The following is a 12497-nucleotide window of genomic DNA, read 5'->3' as shown; positions in this document are numbered from 1 at the left end:
GTCGATGGACGCTGGCACTACGGTCGCATGTCCCCTTCGACAAGCTCAGGGTGAGCGGGCTTGTGTGCAATCAGGCAGCGTCCTCGTCGTTCGCCGGATCGGCGGACGGCAACGCAGCCACTTCCTGACCCTCGCCATAGCGCGGCAAGGCTTCGACAATCGAAATGTCCTCGATCTCGCGTTTGCCGATGGCGATGCCCTTGTCGCGCAGGCGGCGGCCTGAGGTAAGGACATTGCGTTCGAAGCTGCCGACGAAATCGTTGTACTTGCGAACCGCGCGCTCAAGTCCCGCGCCAACGCCCTTGAGGTGTTCGCCAGCCGTTGCCATGCGGTCATAGATTTCCGCGCCCAGCCGGCCGATTTCAGCCGCTTCGCGCGCCAGCTTGTCCTGCGTCCAGACCATCGCCACGGTGCGGGCAATGGCGACGAGGTTGGTCGGCGTCGCCAGCAGGACCTTGTTGTGAAAGGCGAAGTCCCACAGCTCGGGATCGTGTTCCAGCGCGGCGGAAACGAAGTGTTCGCCCGGCACGAACATCACCACATAGTCCGGCGCTTCCTCGAACTGGCTTTGGTAGCCCTTGGCACCCAGCGTCTGGACGTGATTGCGCATCGAACGCGCGTGGAGATCCAGGTGGCGCTTGCGTTCGGCATCGTCGTTCGCCTCGAACGCCGCCTGATAGGCGTTGAGCGAGACCTTGGAGTCGATCACCAGCTTCTTCTGCCCCGGCACGTGGACGATGGCATCGGGCCGCAGCCGGCCTTCATCGGTGTCCATCGAGTGTTCGAGCGCGAAATCGGTGTGTTCGGACAGGCCGCACTGTTCGAGCACGTTTTGCAGCGCCCGCTCGCCCCAGCGCCCGCGCGCCTTGGGGGCATTGGTCAGCGAATTGCCCAGCCTGGCCGCCTCGGCGCGCACGGCTTCCTGTCCTTCGCGCATAGATGCGATCAGCCCGGTGAGCTGGCCAAAGGCATCGACGCGCTGCTTTTCAAGCGTACCGACCTGTTCCTCATAGGCCTTCAGCCGCTGATCGACCGGCGCGAGCAGGGCCTTGAGCCGCTCGGCGCTCTGCTTCTCGCTCTCGGTAAAGCGCTGCTCGGCTCGTTCGATGAGCTGCGCCTGCGCCGCCCCGAGAATCTTCGCGCCTGCCGCTTCGAATTCCTTCTTCAGGCTCTCCTGCGCCTCGATCAGCGACCGTTTCTGATCGTCAAAATTCGCGGCATTCGCCTTGAGCGTGGCAAGTTCGATCGAGGCATCACCCAGATCCTTGATCGCGCGGCGGAAATCCTCATCGTGCGACTTGGCCTCGCCCTCGGCCTCGGCCAGCCGCGAGCGCAGGTCAGCCGTAGGACGGCCGCCGACGAACCAGCCGATGGCAAGGCCGATAATCAGCAGGACGAGGGGGACAAATATCGATTCCATGCGCCGAGGCTACAGGGAACGGAGCAAGAACGCTAGGGGGTCTGTCGGATTCTCTGTCCTGACCCGATTTCGTCATCCTGAACTTGTTTCAGGATCCATTGTGCCGAACGCACGGAGCGGGCTCTGAGAGGAGCAACGGCTAGGTTTACTCCCCTTCGAATGGCTCCGAGGGTGGGGAGAAATTGATCCTGAAACAAGTTCAGGATGACGATGGGAAAGGGGGGGTGAAGCCCCCGATCACGCCATCTTGCGCAGCTTTTCCAGCTTCTTGATCGCCATCTGGCGCTTCAGGCGCGAGAGGTGGTCGATGAAGACCACGCCTTCGAGGTGATCCATTTCATGCTGCAGGCAGGTGGCGAGCAGGCCGTCGATCTCTTCTTCGTGCACCTTGCCGTCGATATCCTGCCAGCGCGCCTTGATACGGCTGGGGCGCTCGACATCGGCATAGACTTCTGGAACCGAGAGGCAGCCTTCGGAATAGACCGTATGCTCTTCGGATTCTTCGAGAATTTCGGGATTGATGAACACGCGCGGCTCTTTCAGCAGCGGCGTGTGGGTGTGGTGATGACCGCCGTGCGCGGTGCAGACCTCTGGTTCCGCATCCGGGTCTTCGGGCTGGAGATCGATCACCAGCAGACGGATCGGCACGCCGACCTGCACCGCGGCGAGGCCGATGCCGGGGGCGTCGTACATCGTCTCGAACATGTCGGCGACGAGCACCTTGAGCTGGTCATCGAAATTATCGACGGGGATCGAGACCTGCTTGAGGATCGGATCGGGAATTTCGCGGATAGGGAGAATGGCCATGGGGGGCCAGATAGGGGCGGCAACGCGATTTCGCAAGCCGTCGTCACCCCACCGGTCGCCTCGCCCGCAGCGCCTGCGCCAGTGTCCCCTCATCCAGATAGTCCAGCTCACCGCCCACCGGCAGGCCATGCGCCAGCTGGGTGATCCGCACGGGCAAGCCCTCCAGCCGCTCGGCGATATAGTGCGCGGTGGTCTGACCTTCGAGGGTGGCGTTCATCGCCAGCACCACTTCATCGATGCCGCCCGCCTCGACCCGTTCGAGGAGCTTGCCGATCGACAGGTCCTCGGGCCGGATACCTTCGAGCGCCGAGAGCCGACCGCCCAGCACGTGATAGCGCCCGGTAAATAGCTTTGCCCGGTCGAGCGCCCAGAGGTCCGCCACGTCCTCCACCACACACAGCGAGCGCGCATCGCGGCGCTGGTCGGTGCAGACGCCGCAGGGGTTGGTGGTATCGACATTGCCGCAGACGTCACATTCGATGAGGCGCGCCTGCACCTCTTCCAGCGTCTTGAGCAATTGAACCAGCGCGGTTTCGCGGCGCTTGACCAGCCACAACACGGCGCGCCGCGCGGAACGCGGGCCCAGCCCCGGAAGGCGGGCCAATGCCGCGCTTAATGCCTCGATCTCTTGCGATGCCATGGCGTGACAGATAGGGCGGCGTTCAAGGAAAGGCAAAGCCGCCATGCGTGTGATTTTCATGGGAACCCCGCAATTCGCCGTGCCGGTGCTGCGCGCGCTGGTGACGGCGAAGCACGAGGTCGTCGCGGTATACAGCCAGCCGCCGCGTCCCGGTGGGCGGCGGGGCAAGGAATTAACCCCCTCGCCGGTGCAGATGGCCGCGCAGAACCTTGGCATTGAGGTGCGCACGCCGGTCACGCTGCGCGACCTTGAGGCGCAGGCGGATTTCGCCGCGCTTGATGCCGATGTTGCGGTGGTCGCCGCCTATGGCCTGATCCTGCCGCAACCGATCCTTGATGCGCCGAAGCACGGCTGCCTCAATGTCCACGGCTCGATACTGCCGCGCTGGCGCGGGGCGGCGCCGGTGCAACGCGCGATTCTGGCGGGGGACGTGATCACCGGCGTGGGCATCATGCAGATGGAGGCCGGGCTGGATACCGGGCCGGTGCGGCTTGAGGCAAAGACCGACGTCGACAGCAAGACCGGGCCGCAGCTCACGGCAGAACTCGCCGAACTGGGGGCCGAGGCGATGGTGCAGGTACTTGCCGACCTTGCCGGCCACCCGCCCCGCCCGCAGCCGACCGAGGGCGTTACCTATGCCAAGAAGATCGACAAGGCCGAGACTCGCCTGAACTTCAGCCACGACGCCGAACTGGCCGAGCGGCAGGTCCGCGCCTTCCACCCGATCGCCTGGTTCGAACTGGATGGCGAACGCTACCGCGTGCTTGAGGCCAAGGTTGTCGGACGCGCTGGCGTGGCCGGGACGACGATTGACGACGAACTGACCATCGCCTGCAATTTCGGCGCGCTGCGCCCTACCGTGGTCCAGCGCGCCGGGCGGCCTGCGATGCCCACGGCTGACTTGCTGCGCGGACGGCCGATCCCTGCGGGGACGCGCATCGGGTGACCCGCTTCGCCCTCACCCTCGAATTTGATGGCACCGGGTTCATGGGCCTGCAGCGGCAGGCGCATGGCCCTTCGGTGCAGCAATGCGTTGAGGAAGCGGTGCAATTGGTGACCGGAGAACCCGCTGTGATGCACGCCGCCGGGCGTACCGATGCCGGGGTCCACGCGGTGGGGATGCGCGCGCATATCGACATTGTCAAGGATCTCACTCCTTTCCGCCTGATGGAAGCGGTCAACGCCCGCTTGCGCCCGGCGCGGATCGCGGTGATCGCCTGCGAAGTCGTGCCGGATGACTGGCACGCGCGGTTTTCCTGCATCGGCCGGTCCTACATCTACCGCATCGCCAACCGCCGCGCGCCCTTGACGCTGGAGCACGGGCACGCCTGGCACGTGCACCAGCCGCTCGATGCCGAAGCCATGCACCGCGCCGCTCAGGCATTGGTGGGCCTGCACGATTTCACCACGTTCCGCTCGGCGCATTGCCAGTCGGCTTCGCCGCTCAAGACGCTGGACCGGCTCGATGTGGCGCGGATCGGCGATCATGTGCAGATCGAGGCGGAAGCGCGGTCCTTCCTGCATCATCAGGTCCGCTCGATGGTCGGCTGCCTCGCGCTCGTCGGCATGGGGCGCTGGCGGGAACAACAGGTGGCTGAGGCGCTTGAAGCAAGGGACCGCGGTGCCTTGGGGCTTAACGCGCCGCCTGAAGGTCTATACTTCATGCATGCAACATATCCGGGAGAACAGTGATGAGCACGACAGGCCAGCAGGTAACCACCACCCTTGGCGCAGACGGCAAGCTGACCGTCGCAGTCGGCAATCGCGAATGGGCCGATCCCACCGGAACCGAGGTTCTGGTGAAGATCGAGGCCGCGCCGATCAACCCGTCCGACCTTGCCCTGCTGTTTGGCATGGCTGACCTTGCCGGTGCCGAATATTCGCCCGGCAAGCTGGTGGCAGACATGCCCGCCCCTGCGGTCAAGGCCATGGCCGGACGCAAGGGCCAGACGCTCGACGTGGGCGCAGAGGGTGCCGGCACGGTGATCGCGGCAGGTGATGATCCCTATGCACAAAGCCTCATCGGCAAGCGCGTCGCCTGCCGCAGCGGCGCAATGTACGCCACCCACACGCTCACCGATTCGCGCGCCTGCATTCCCCTGCCCGACCACATCACCGCCGAGCAGGGCGCCGGCGCCTTCGTCAATCCGCTCACCGCGCTGGGCTTTGTCGAGACGATGCGCGCTGAAGGCTTCACCGGCATCGTCCACACCGCTGCCGCATCGAACCTTGGCCAGATGCTGGTCCGGCTCGGCGCGACGGAGGGTATTCCGCTGGTCAACATCGTGCGTTCCGACGAACAGGTGGATATCCTGAAAGCCATCGGCGCCGAACACGTTGTCGACAGTTCGAAGGAAGACTTCGTCCCCAAGCTGGTCGCCGCCATCGAGGCTACCGGTGCGATGCTCGGTTTCGATGCCATCGGCGGCGGCACAATGGCCAGCACTATCATGGGCGCCATGGAGCAGGTCGGATCTAAGGGCGCGGAATACAGCCGCTATGGCTCGAACGTGCAGAAGAAGGTCTACATCTACGGCGCGCTCGACCTTGGCCCCATCGTGCTCAATCGCGGCGCGCTGGGCTTTGCCTGGGACGTGTCGGGCTGGCTGCTGATCCCGTTCCTCGCCAAACAGGGCGTGGAAGGCCAGATGCGGTTGGCGGGCAAGGTGATCCAGGGCCTGACGACGACCTTCGCCAGCCACTACAAGGCGAAGATCGGGCTGGAGGAAATGCTGACGAAGGATGTTGCCATGGCCTACAACGCCAAGGCGACGGGCGAGAAGTATCTGGTGGCGCCGTAACTTCTGAGATCCTCTCTATTTTCACGCAGTGCAAATGGGGAGGTGGCGCGCCCGAAGGGCGTGACGGAGGGGTTTTTGCCCTGCCGATTTACCCCTCCGTCAGTCGCTGCGCGCCTGCCACCTCCCCATTTGGCTTCGCAAAATGGAGAGGAGCTAGCGGTCTCGCCCCGCCAGAAACGTATCAAACCACGCTAAGATCGCCGCCTTGCCGCGCGAATCCGCGTTTCGCCACGCGCGGGCGTCTTTCGCGGTGTTAAGGCGGGCACCCTTGCCCGAAAGTACGAACAGAGCCGGCGTCGAACGCAGCTTCTTCAGCCCCAGCCCTTCGACGAGATCAAGGTTCCGGCCCTTGCCGATCTTGGGTTCGCCGACATCAATGAAGGTCACGACGAACCGCTTGCCAAACCGCGCGGCGAATTCGTCGGACTTGAGCACTTCGGCCAGCGTTCGGCTATCGTGGCACCAGTCGGCGCCGAACACGATCACCGAATAGCGCCCGCTGGCGCGCGCTTCGGCGGTGGTGCTTTCCAGCGCGAAATCGGCATCTTCGGACGCGGGATAGTAATTGGTGGCAGCAGCCGGTGCTTCCACCGGAAACGCATCCGTCGATTGCCCCGGCCCCAGCGGCGCGAGGGCCGCCAGTGCCAGCAGGAGCGCCGAAAGGCTCACCCCTTACCCACCACGCTTTCCGGCAGGTCCGTGCCGAACACGCGCTGGTAGTATTCGGCCACCAGCATCCGCTCGGTCTCGTCGCACTTGTTGAGGAACGACAGGCGGAAGGCGAAGCCCGGGTCCTTGAAGATCGCGGTGTTCTGCGCCCAGGTGATGACCGTGCGCGGGCTCATCACCGTGGAGATGTCACCGTTCATGAAGCCGGCCCGCGTCAGATCGGCCACCTTGACCATGTTCGCCACAACCTGCGGCGCGGCGTCGGTGACCTTCTTGAGCACGATCTCGCTCTCCACCTGCGCGGGCAAGTAGTTGAGCGCGACGACGATGTTCCAGCGGTCCATCTGCGCCTGGTTGATCGCCTGGGTGCCGTGATAAAGCCCGCTGGTATCGCCCAGACCAACCGTGTTTGCCGTGGCGAACAGGCGGAAGAACTTGTTCGGGCGGATCACGCGGTTCTGGTCAAGCAGGGTGAGCTTGCCTTCGGTTTCCAGCACGCGCTGGATCACGAACATCACGTCCGGGCGGCCGGCGTCATATTCGTCGAACACCAGAGCGACCGGGTGCTGGAGCGCCCAGGGCAGCAGGCCTTCGCGGAATTCGGTGACCTGCAGGCCGTCACGCAGGACGATGGCATCGCGGCCGATCAGGTCGATGCGGCTGATGTGGGCATCGAGGTTGATGCGCACGCAGGGCCAGTTGAGCCGCGCGGCCACCTGTTCGATGTGTGTCGACTTGCCGGTGCCGTGATAGCCCTGGACGATGACGCGGCGGTTGAAGGCAAAGCCCGCAAGAATCGCCAGCGTGGTGTCCGGGTCAAAAACATAGGCATCGTCGGTATCGGGCGTGCGTTCGTCCGCCTGGCTGAAGGCGGGCACCTGCATATCGATATCGATGCCGAAGACCTCGCGCACGTCGATCATGCGATCGGGGGCTTCGAGGACGGTGGTGCCGGCAGTTCCGGCGGTGATGTTTGGCAAGTCGCTCATGACAAGGCAGCGCCTATAGACACATGCGCTGCGCCGCAATACGCTTTGCATTGCAGTCTGCAACGGACAGGGCACTCTGCAACGGACGGGGCATGAAGGATTGGTAACGCCATGAAGATCTACGGCGCGCTGCTTTCACCATTTGTCCGCAAAGTCGTGGTGGCAGCGCGGGAAAAGGATGTGGCCCATGAACTCGTCGCCGTATCCCCCGGAAGCAGCCGTCCCGAATTCGTCGAGGCGAGCCCGTTCGGCAAGATTCCTGCCCTGCGCGATGATGATTTCACCCTCGCCGATTCGTCCGCGATCCTGCACTATATCGAAGCAAAGCACCCCGCCCCGGCCCTGATCCCCGCCGATCCACAGGCGCGCGGCAAGGCGATCTGGTGGGAGGAGTTCGGCGATACCGTGCTGGGAGCAACCACGCTGAAGATCCTGTTCAACCGGCTGGTCGGCCCGAAGCTCCGCAAGCTGCCGTTCGACGAGAACGTGGCACTGCAAGGCGAAGCGGAACTGCCAGCGATCCTCGCCCATCTGGAAGCTTCGGCGCCCGATGAAGGCTGGCTGGCGGGCGGCTTCTCCATCGGTGATATCGCGGTGGCATCGGCGCTGCGCTCGCTCACCTATGTCGGACACGGCCCCGATGCCGCTGCCCGGCCGAGAACATCGGCATGGTATACCCGCGTCACCTCGCGCCCGGCATGGCAGGCGATGGAAGTTGACGAGGCGGTAATGGCCGCTCGGCTCGGTATCGCGTGAATTTCAGCAGCTGACGGATCAGGCAGCGTCGCGGAAGTCGGTGGCGCGGCAGGCACGGTCGCGGCCATCTGCCTTGGCGCGGTATAGTGCTGCGTCGGCCAGCCGGTACAGGCGCTTCCAGTCTTCTTCCGAGCCGATCATGCCTTCTGAAAAGCCGATAGACACCGTCACGCGGAGACCTTGCGGCATGGCGGCGGATCGCACGGCTTCGAGGATGGCATCGGGCGTGCACTTGTCCGCCTGTGCGCGCGGCAGGAGGATGGCGAACTCCTCCCCGCCCAGGCGCACGGCAAGGCTGCGCGGCGGGCGGACGCGATCGATCGCGCTGGCAATGGTCGACAGCACGGTGTCGCCCTGCTGGTGGCCCAGACGGTCGTTGACCGACTTGAAATGGTCGATGTCGATCAGCAGCAGGCGCTGCTGGACGCGCCGTCCGATCGCCTGATCGAGGAAAGCGCGGCGGTTCAGCAGGCCGGTCAGTGGGTCCGTTGCCGCAAGTGTGCGGGCGGCCTGTTCGCCCAGCAGGGCAACATCGCGCTCGCTGGTAATCTGGCGCAGGCGTGATGTGACGATGATGGAGCTGAGCAGCGCCTCGATGGACAAGGCGATCAGGCTGCTGTTGTCGAGCAGGATCGAATAGGGGACAAGGCCAAAGCCGTAAGCCGCGCGCAGCGAAGAGATGATCATCGGCGAGGCCCAGGCGAGCACGAACAGCTTGGCATAGGGCGCCTTGCGGACGACGGCGAGCACGATCAGCGGCACGCCGGAAACCAGCATCAGCGACATCATCACGAAATAGGCCTTGTCGAGCAGGCGCATCTCCCATGGTGAAAGCGCCGCAATGGCAATGGCCGTGAGGAACGTGGTCCAGCCGACCGCCTTCGTCGCCAGGATCAGGCTCTGCGAATAGATTTCGCGGCCAAAGAAGTTGCGGATGAAGCGCACCGCCGTGATGCCGGTCAGCGCCAGCATGACATAATTCACGCGGAGCCGGTCGTTATTCTCCAACCCGATGTCAAGGATCGTCAAAATCCCCGACGACGACACCGTGTAGAGCGCCAGGGCGATCACCATCAGGCAATAATCAAGCAGAAACCGGCTGCGCAGCGCCACCCACAGCGACAGGTTGTAGACCAGCAGCGCCAACGCCAACCCGGCGAAACCGGCATAGATCGTTACCAGCAGAAGCTTTTCGAGATAGGACTGTTCCGAACTGACCAGCCGCGGGCCGAGCACAACGCCGCGCAAGTTGGCGGCACCGCGGACCTCGATCAGGGCGCTGGTCAGGGCCGCTTGGCGCACCGGTACGGAAACTTCGAACACGGCGCCAATGGTCAGATTCCGGGCAGCCGTTTTCGAGGAGAAGCCCGTAACCGCCTCGCTGCCATCAGCGTAACGGAAGTGGACCTTTACCTCGTCTTGCCAAAGCGATGGCAGGCGAAGGACCATCGGGGCATCGGCCGTGGGCCGGACGGGATGGAAATTGAGCCGAGCGACAAAGTCTCCCGCGCCGCGATCGATATGGTTGCTGGTGCAGTCCATCTTTTCCGGCTGCGCGACGATGCTTTCGGCGCTGGACCCTGCCGGAATGCGGACAAGGCAGACATGAGGATCGTCCGGATGGGCGAGCGCCGACGGGCCACCAACCAACAATCCGGCAAGCAGCAGAAGCGCAGAAACGAGCCTCCTCACAGTCATTTGTCGATTAGTAGCCAAAGACTCCCAACAAGTGCTTAATTTACATAAGTTGACTGACATACCGACTGGTTGGTATGTCAGATAGCGATGATCCCGAATCGCCCCTTCCGTCCCGCCCCCGTCACGGCGCGCGACAAGCTGCTGGAAGCGGCGGTGAAGCTGGTGCGGACGAACGGCTATGCCGCAACCAGTGTTGATGAACTGTGCCGAGAGGCCGGGGTGACCAAGGGGGCGTTTTTCCACCATTTCCCCACCAAGGAGGCGCTCGGCGTTGCCTCGGCGGAATACTGGTCGGCCAGCACCTCGGGCTTCTTCGCGGCGGCGCCCTATCACCACCACGCCGACCCGGTGGACCGGGTGCTCGGCTACATCGATTTCCGCGTGGCGCTGATCGGCGGGCCGGTCGAGGGATTCTCCTGCGTGGCCGGCACCATGGTGCAGGAAGCCTTCCGCTCCTCCGCCGCGATCCGTGTAGCCTGCGAGGCAAGCATCATGGGCAACTGCGCCGCGCTTGAGGACGACATCGCCCAGGCCATGGCCCAGCGCGGCGTCACCGGCACCAGCGCCGCCAGTTTCGCGCGGCACATCCAGGCCGTGATCCAGGGCAGTTTCGTGCTCGCCAAGACGCAGGAGCCGGCAGAGGCCGCCGAGCTTGCCCGCGAACAACTGGGCCACCTGCGGCGTTACTTTGCCATGCTGTTCAAGGAAGATACGGAGGAGACGATGCAATGACCCAGATTATCTTCATCAACCTGCCGGTGTCCGACCTGAAACGGTCGATCGCATTTTACACCGCGATCGGTTTCCGTAACGAACCGAAATTTACCGATGAAACGGCCGCAGCGATGCAGCTCAGCGAGTCGATAGTGGTCATGCTCATCACCCTGCCGCGCTGGACCACCTTCACTGACCGCCCGCTGCCGCCCGCCGGTTCGTCCGAAGTGATGAACTGCCTGTCCTGCGACAGCCGCGAAGGTGTGGACCGGCTGACCGAAACGGCGAAGACTGCCGGCGGCGCGGCTGACGTCAATCCGGCGCAGGATCACGGCTTCATGTACGGCCGCAGCTTCACCGATCCCGACGATCATGTCTGGGAAGTGGTGTGGATGGACCCGGCCGCCGTGCCGCCTGCAGCCTAGGACCAATATAAAAACGGGAGAATTGCGATGCCTTATTACGACGGATTCGTCATCCCCGTGCCGCGCGAGCGGCGGGCGGAGTTCATCGAGCATGCGAACCTTTTCGATAAGAAACTCATCGAAATGGGCGCTACCCGTGTGGTCGAAACAATCGGCCTCGATATCCGGCCCGGCAAGACCACCGACTTTCTGAAAGCCGTGGCGGCAGAGGACGGAGAGGACATAGCCTTTTCCTGGATCGAATGGCCCGACAAGCAGACCCGCGACGCGACCCACAAAGCCATGGAATCCGATGCCGAAATGATGGCTATGCCGATGCCGTTCGATGGCAAGCGCATGATCTTCGGCGGCTTTGAGGAGCTGGTCAGGCACGGAGAGGACGGACCGTACTTTCAGGGTTTCCTTATCCCGGTGCCGGAGGGCCGGAAGGAGGACTATCGCAAGCTGGCCGAGGATGCATGGGACATGTTCGCCCGGCACGGCGCGCATAGCGTTGTCGAAACCTGGGGCGATGACGTGCCGCACGGCAAGCAGACCGACATGTACCGCGCGCTCAAGGCCGAACCCGGCGAACACGTTGTTTTCTCGTGGATGACCTGGCCCTCGCACGAGGTGGCCAAGGCAGCGAGCGAAGCGATGGAGGCGGAGATGGAAGTACCCGAGGACCTGCCGTTCAATCCGCAGCGCATGATCTGGGCGGGTTTCGAACCGGTCGTCGACCTGAAGGCTTGAGGAGAGATACGATGGGAACCCTGCAGGGAAGCTGGATCTGGTACGAGCTGATGACCGGCGATGCCGCCGGGGCCAAGGCGTTCTACGAAGCCGTGGTCGGCTGGACGCTGGCGCCGGGCACGCCGGAAATGGGCGGCTATGGCTTCATAACCAACCCCGATGGCGGCATGACCGGCGGCGTCCTGACGCTGAGTGCTGAAATGTGCGAACACGGCGCGCGGCCCTGCTGGATGGGCTACATCGGCGTCGATGATGTCGATGCGGCGCTGGTCGCGGTCGAATATGCAGGTGGCAAGGTCCTCATGCCCGCGCATGACGTGCCGACGGCGGGGCGAATGGCAATGGTGGCCGACTGCTGCGGCGCGCCGTTCTATATCATGACCCCCACCCCGCCCCCCGGCGACGGCGAGAGCACGGCGTTCTCGCGCTACGAAACGCTCGGTCGGTGCAGCTGGAACGAGCTGATGGCCGGCGACGACATCAAGGCGCTCGAATTCTACACCGGCCTGTTCGGCTGGCACACGCCTGAGCCGATGGACATGGGTTCATTCGGCAAATACCACTTCGTCGAACATGACGGCGTGCAGATCGGCGCGATCATGAAAAAGATGCCGGAAATGCCCGTCGCCATGTGGAATCACTACTTCCGCGTTGCATCGATCGAAGCCGCGAAAGCGACCGTCGAGGCGCATGGCGGGCAGGTCATCAACGGGCCGATGCAGGTACCGGGCGATGACTGGATCATTCAGGGCATCGACCCGCAAGGCGCAATGTTCAGCCTCGTCGGCGGCAAGTGAGCGCCAATTCCTGAGCGACTTGACCGAGCCGCGTGCCCGGTTCATGTTC

The 12497-nt window shown here is 63.9% G+C and carries 14 protein-coding genes; 8 read left to right on the top strand and 6 right to left on the bottom strand.

Annotation, left to right across the window (positions count from 1 at the left end; genetic code table 11):
* Window positions 1–70 precede the first annotated feature (70 nt).
* From WG900_RS01070 to recR, 3 genes are all read right to left on the bottom strand, one after another.
* On the bottom strand, window positions 71–1420 hold the full coding sequence (locus WG900_RS01070) for a DNA recombination protein RmuC (protein WP_339964064.1): 1350 nt from the start codon (window positions 1418–1420) through the stop codon (window positions 71–73).
* 237 nt (window positions 1421–1657) lie between these two features.
* The gene (gene def / locus WG900_RS01065) at window positions 1658–2227 is read right to left on the bottom strand and encodes a peptide deformylase (RefSeq protein WP_339964063.1); all 570 of its coding nucleotides are present in this window, start codon (window positions 2225–2227) and stop codon (window positions 1658–1660) included.
* Window positions 2228–2270: 43 nt separating this feature from the next.
* Entirely contained in the window at window positions 2271–2867 is a 597-nt protein-coding gene (gene recR, locus WG900_RS01060; RefSeq protein WP_339964062.1) for a recombination mediator RecR, read from the bottom strand.
* A 43-nt stretch (window positions 2868–2910) separates the two neighbouring features.
* Between recR and fmt the strand changes: the two genes are divergently transcribed.
* Genes fmt through WG900_RS01045 form a run of 3 tightly spaced genes read left to right on the top strand, consistent with a single transcriptional unit; the run spans window position 2911 to window position 5668 of the window.
* Window positions 2911–3813, top strand: a complete 903-nt coding sequence (fmt, locus tag WG900_RS01055) for a methionyl-tRNA formyltransferase (RefSeq protein WP_339964061.1) — start codon at window positions 2911–2913, stop codon at window positions 3811–3813.
* Window positions 3810–4559 (top strand): tRNA pseudouridine(38-40) synthase TruA, encoded by a 750-nt coding sequence (gene truA, locus WG900_RS01050; protein WP_339964060.1) that lies wholly within the window; start codon window positions 3810–3812, stop codon window positions 4557–4559. Before fmt ends, truA begins: the two co-directional genes overlap by 4 nt.
* Window positions 4556–5668, top strand: a complete 1113-nt coding sequence (locus WG900_RS01045; protein WP_417596647.1) for a zinc-binding dehydrogenase — start codon at window positions 4556–4558, stop codon at window positions 5666–5668. The genes truA and WG900_RS01045 overlap by 4 nt, the downstream gene beginning before the upstream one ends.
* A gap of 153 nt (window positions 5669–5821) precedes the next feature.
* Here WG900_RS01045 and WG900_RS01040 read toward each other — a convergent pair whose 3' ends face one another.
* Together WG900_RS01040 and cobS are read right to left on the bottom strand one after the other, a co-directional pair.
* Entirely contained in the window at window positions 5822–6337 is a 516-nt protein-coding gene (locus WG900_RS01040; protein ID WP_339964057.1) for a thioredoxin family protein, read from the bottom strand.
* Complete coding sequence (cobS, locus tag WG900_RS01035; RefSeq protein WP_339964056.1) at window positions 6334–7326, bottom strand: cobaltochelatase subunit CobS; 993 nt, start codon at window positions 7324–7326, stop codon at window positions 6334–6336. The genes WG900_RS01040 and cobS overlap by 4 nt, the downstream gene beginning before the upstream one ends.
* A 111-nt stretch (window positions 7327–7437) precedes the next feature.
* Between cobS and WG900_RS01030 the strand changes: the two genes are divergently transcribed.
* The gene (locus tag WG900_RS01030; RefSeq protein WP_339964055.1) at window positions 7438–8082 is read left to right on the top strand and encodes a glutathione S-transferase family protein; all 645 of its coding nucleotides are present in this window, start codon (window positions 7438–7440) and stop codon (window positions 8080–8082) included.
* An 18-nt stretch (window positions 8083–8100) separates the two neighbouring features.
* Here WG900_RS01030 and WG900_RS01025 read toward each other — a convergent pair whose 3' ends face one another.
* Complete coding sequence (locus WG900_RS01025) at window positions 8101–9780, bottom strand: GGDEF domain-containing protein (RefSeq protein ID WP_339964054.1); 1680 nt, start codon at window positions 9778–9780, stop codon at window positions 8101–8103.
* Between the two features lie 87 nt (window positions 9781–9867).
* On the opposite strand from WG900_RS01025, the gene WG900_RS01020 reads away from it, so the two are divergent.
* From WG900_RS01020 to WG900_RS01005, 4 genes are read left to right on the top strand one after another with little or no spacing between them, the layout of a single operon-like run.
* Complete coding sequence (locus tag WG900_RS01020) at window positions 9868–10512, top strand: TetR/AcrR family transcriptional regulator (protein WP_339964053.1); 645 nt, start codon at window positions 9868–9870, stop codon at window positions 10510–10512.
* Window positions 10509–10919, top strand: a complete 411-nt coding sequence (locus tag WG900_RS01015) for a VOC family protein (protein ID WP_339964051.1) — start codon at window positions 10509–10511, stop codon at window positions 10917–10919. Before WG900_RS01020 ends, WG900_RS01015 begins: the two co-directional genes overlap by 4 nt.
* 27 nt (window positions 10920–10946) lie before the next feature.
* Complete coding sequence (locus WG900_RS01010) at window positions 10947–11651, top strand: DUF1428 domain-containing protein (RefSeq protein ID WP_339964050.1); 705 nt, start codon at window positions 10947–10949, stop codon at window positions 11649–11651.
* Between the two features lie 11 nt (window positions 11652–11662).
* Window positions 11663–12448 carry a VOC family protein gene (locus WG900_RS01005; RefSeq protein ID WP_339964049.1) on the top strand — a complete coding sequence of 262 codons (786 nt, stop codon included), beginning with the start codon at window positions 11663–11665 and terminating at the stop codon, window positions 12446–12448.
* Window positions 12449–12497: the final 49 nt, after the last annotated feature.

This window comes from Novosphingobium aquae, assembly GCF_037572715.1.
GTDB classification, from domain to species: Bacteria; Pseudomonadota; Alphaproteobacteria; order Sphingomonadales; family Sphingomonadaceae; genus Novosphingobium; species Novosphingobium aquae.
The sequence above is the reverse complement of the archived record's forward strand: the minus strand, read 5'-3'. Positions and strand labels throughout refer to the sequence as shown.

Excerpts from the sequence above, each read along its gene's own strand:
- WG900_RS01010 (WP_339964050.1), top strand. The coding sequence starts at position 10,947 with ATGCCTTATTACGACGGATTCGTCATCCCCGTGCCGCGCGAGCGGCGG.
- recR (WP_339964062.1), bottom strand. The coding sequence starts at position 2,867 with ATGGCATCGCAAGAGATCGAGGCATTAAGCGCGGCATTGGCCCGCCTT.
- def (WP_339964063.1), bottom strand. The coding sequence starts at position 2,227 with ATGGCCATTCTCCCTATCCGCGAAATTCCCGATCCGATCCTCAAGCAG.
- cobS (WP_339964056.1), bottom strand. The coding sequence starts at position 7,326 with ATGAGCGACTTGCCAAACATCACCGCCGGAACTGCCGGCACCACCGTC.
- WG900_RS01015 (WP_339964051.1), top strand. The coding sequence starts at position 10,509 with ATGACCCAGATTATCTTCATCAACCTGCCGGTGTCCGACCTGAAACGG.
- WG900_RS01030 (WP_339964055.1), top strand. The coding sequence starts at position 7,438 with ATGAAGATCTACGGCGCGCTGCTTTCACCATTTGTCCGCAAAGTCGTG.
- WG900_RS01025 (WP_339964054.1), bottom strand. The coding sequence starts at position 9,780 with ATGACTGTGAGGAGGCTCGTTTCTGCGCTTCTGCTGCTTGCCGGATTG.
- WG900_RS01005 (WP_339964049.1), top strand. The coding sequence starts at position 11,663 with ATGGGAACCCTGCAGGGAAGCTGGATCTGGTACGAGCTGATGACCGGC.
- fmt (WP_339964061.1), top strand. The coding sequence starts at position 2,911 with ATGCGTGTGATTTTCATGGGAACCCCGCAATTCGCCGTGCCGGTGCTG.
- WG900_RS01020 (WP_339964053.1), top strand. The coding sequence starts at position 9,868 with ATGATCCCGAATCGCCCCTTCCGTCCCGCCCCCGTCACGGCGCGCGAC.
- WG900_RS01070 (WP_339964064.1), bottom strand. The coding sequence starts at position 1,420 with ATGGAATCGATATTTGTCCCCCTCGTCCTGCTGATTATCGGCCTTGCC.